Source organism: Aestuarium sp., from assembly GCF_023253315.1.
GTDB lineage: Bacteria > Pseudomonadota > Alphaproteobacteria > Rhodobacterales > Rhodobacteraceae > Marivivens > Marivivens donghaensis.
On record NZ_JALRGW010000056.1, the window covers coordinates 1 to 3,010 of the forward strand.

Consider the following 3,010-nt stretch of genomic DNA (forward strand, 5'->3'; position numbering starts at 1 on the left):
CGCTCTAGCATGGCAAGGTTACGATCCACCGCCACCGCCACGGCACGCGCCATGGCCGGGCTGTCGGTGATCAAAATCGATTGGGCGCTTTCGTCATGTTCGGCCTGGCTGAGCAGATCCAGCGCGATCCAATCCGGCTCGTTATCGCCATCAGCGATCACCAGAATTTCCGATGGGCCCGCGATCATGTCGATGCCCACTTTGCCAAAAACGCGCCGTTTGGCCGCAGCAACATAGGCGTTGCCCGGGCCTGTGATTTTATCAACCGGCGCGATTGTTTCGGTGCCATAGGCCAAGGCAGCAATGGCCTGCGCGCCACCAATGCGATAAATTTCATCCACCCCCGCCAGCCGCGCCGCCAGCAAAACCAGCGGGTTGGCCTGCCCATCGGGGGTGGGCACGGTGATGGCCAGCCGCGAAACCCCCGCCACCTTGGCGGGGATGGCATTCATCAAAACCGAGGACGGGTAGCTGGCCAGCCCCCCCGGCACGTATAACCCCGCAGCGCTGACGGGCGTCCAGCGCCAGCCCAGCATGGCACCGGTTTCATCGTGCCAGCTGGCATCTTCGGGCAATTGGCGCAGGTGATAGGCGCGAATGCGCGCGGCCGCCAATTCCAGCGCGGCGCGTTCGTGCGCGGGCACTTGGGCCACCAGCGCATCAATCTCGGCCTCGCTAAAGCGCAGGCTGCCCGCATCCAGCTTTAAGCGGTCGAATTTTGCGGTCAGATCCACCAGCGCCGCATCGCCACGGCTGCGCACATCGGCAATGATGGCGGCAACAGCGGCATCCACATCGGGGCTGTCTTCGCGTTTGGCCCCCAAAAGGGCGGTAAAACGGGCCTCGAAATCGGCTTCGCTGGCATCCAGAAACTGTGGCATTATCGGCGGTCCTTTGTGGCTGCGCCCCTCTTAGCGGCAGGCGCGCCCCGGCTCAAGCCAGCAATGCTTATACCCCGTGCTCGGGGCGGCGGCCCGATGGCGCGGCATAGGGGCGTGTAACGTCGCGCAGGCTGACATCTAGCGCCTCGATCTCTAGGCGGATGGCCCCATCGCCCGCCAATTGCAGCAGCACTTCGCCCGAGGGGGCCGCGGTTTCGCGCCACTCCAGCGACAGCAACGACAGCACCATATCAGACGCCCCGCGCGCCACGCCTTGGCTGGACACCTTTTGCACCGTGTCAAAAACCAACAGCGATTGCACCCGCTCGGGGCCTAATTGAACGCGGGCGCCGTTTTCCCAGCGAAACCGGTTTAGCAAGATCGCAAAGCGGCGCGCGCGCGGTTGCCATGCAATTTCCGAGGCGGGAAAGACCGCATCTTGCACCAAGGCCGAGATAATCGCCAGATCATCGGCATCCATCGCGCCCAGATTAAGCGGTGCTTCGCGGCCATCTTCGAAACGCGCATCTTCGCTCATTGGCCAGACACCCGTTCGATATGGGCGCCGACATTGCCCAATTTTTCCTCTACCCGCTCATAGCCACGATCTAGGTGGTAGACGCGGTTCACGATGGTTTCCCCTTCCGCGGCAAGCCCCGCCAAGATCAACGAGACCGAGGCGCGCAAATCGGTGGCCATCACCGGCGCCCCCTTTAGCCGCTCGACCCCAGTCACACGGGCGGTGCCGCCATGCACCTCGATCTTGGCCCCCATGCGCATCAATTCCGGCGCATGCATGAAGCGGTTTTCAAAAATTGTTTCTGAAATCTGCGACGAGCCATCGGCGATACACATCATCGCCATGAATTGCGCCTGCAGATCGGTGGGAAAGCCGGGAAAGGGCTCGGTCGCGACGTCAACCGCGCGCACGCGGCCATTCTTGCGGCTAACTTTCAAGCCAAGGTCGGTTTCTTCCACCGAAACACCCGCGGCATCCAGTTTCTCGCAAAACGCGCCCACCAATTCGATGGTGCCGCCCAAACAGTCCACCGTGCCCCCACAAATGGCTGGCGCCAGCATATAGGTGCCCAGCTCGATTCGGTCGGTGACAACGGGGTGGGTGGCGCCATTCAGCCGGTCTACGCCTTCGATGGTCAGCGTGTCTGTGCCCTCGCCCGAAATCTGCGCGCCCATTTTGCGCAAGCAGCGTGCCAGATCCACAATCTCGGGTTCGCGCGCGGCATTTTTTATCACGGTGGTGCCCTTGGCCAAGGTGGCCGCCATCAGCGCATTTTCCGTGGCCCCCACAGACACGAACGGAAAGGCAATGGTGCCGCCCCGCAGCCGCCCACCCGGGGCGCGTGCATGCACGTAGCCCTCTTTCAATTCCAGCTCGGCGCCCATCGCCTCGAGCGCTTGCAAATGCAGATCAACCGGGCGCGCACCGATGGCGCAGCCACCGGGCAGCGAAACAATGGCATGACCATCGCGCGCCAACATGGGCCCCAACACCAAAATAGACGCGCGCATCTTACGCACGATATCGTAATCTGCCCGGTGGTTGGAAATGTTGTGGCTGGTCATGGCCAGCACCTTGCCATCCTGCATCGCCGCCACCTCGGCCCCAAGCGAGCGTAAAAGCTGCGTCATGGTGCGAATATCAGACAGCCGCGGCGCGTTTGTCAGGGTCAACGGTTCTTCGCTAAGCAGCGTGGCGGGCATCAGCGTCAGGCAGGCGTTTTTGGCACCGGCAATCGGAATTTGGCCATTCAAGGCCCCATTTCCCCGCACAATAATCGAATCCATCAGCCTTTGTCCTTTTGCTCTGCCTCATCACCGCCTTGATGGGCTGCCCGGGCGCGGGCCTGCGCCTTGCGCCGGGCCATATTGGCCTTCAACGCCGCTTTCAACCGCGCTTCGCGGTCAGCATCCTTTTTCGAGGGTGATTTGCCATTGTTTTTGCTGTTCATGCACTTTGTCTACATGAGCAAAAAAAAAGCGTCCAGATAAGGCTTGCACAGCATTCATTTTGCGTCTAATCAGCCGCCCACCGACGCTGCAGTAGCTCAGTGGTAGAGCACTCCCTTGGTAAGGGAGAGGTCGGGAGTTCAATCCTCCCCTGCAGCACC

Annotated in this window: 4 protein-coding genes and 1 tRNA gene; 1 reads left to right on the top strand and 4 read right to left on the bottom strand. The window is 61.6% G+C overall.

Annotated elements, in window-relative coordinates; all coding sequences use genetic code 11:
- The 4 genes from hisD to AC1QQ2_RS13925 form a co-directional block, all read right to left on the bottom strand.
- Positions 1-881: histidinol dehydrogenase (gene hisD / locus AC1QQ2_RS13910; RefSeq protein ID WP_479713577.1), on the bottom strand; the 881-nt coding region annotated here is incomplete at its 3' end.
- A gap of 67 nt (positions 882-948) precedes the next feature.
- On the bottom strand, positions 949-1,419 hold the full coding sequence (locus AC1QQ2_RS13915; protein ID WP_479713578.1) for a DUF2948 family protein: 471 nt from the start codon (positions 1,417-1,419) through the stop codon (positions 949-951).
- Positions 1,416-2,687 (bottom strand): UDP-N-acetylglucosamine 1-carboxyvinyltransferase, encoded by a 1,272-nt coding sequence (murA, locus tag AC1QQ2_RS13920; RefSeq protein WP_479713579.1) that lies wholly within the window; start codon positions 2,685-2,687, stop codon positions 1,416-1,418. The genes AC1QQ2_RS13915 and murA overlap by 4 nt, the downstream gene beginning before the upstream one ends.
- Positions 2,687-2,851 carry a hypothetical protein gene (locus AC1QQ2_RS13925; protein WP_479713580.1) on the bottom strand — a complete coding sequence of 55 codons (165 nt, stop codon included), beginning with the start codon at positions 2,849-2,851 and terminating at the stop codon, positions 2,687-2,689. The genes murA and AC1QQ2_RS13925 overlap by 1 nt, the downstream gene beginning before the upstream one ends.
- 85 nt (positions 2,852-2,936) lie before the next feature.
- On the opposite strand from AC1QQ2_RS13925, the gene AC1QQ2_RS13930 reads away from it, so the two are divergent.
- A tRNA-Thr gene (locus tag AC1QQ2_RS13930) sits at positions 2,937-3,008 on the top strand.
- Positions 3,009-3,010 lie beyond the last annotated feature (2 nt).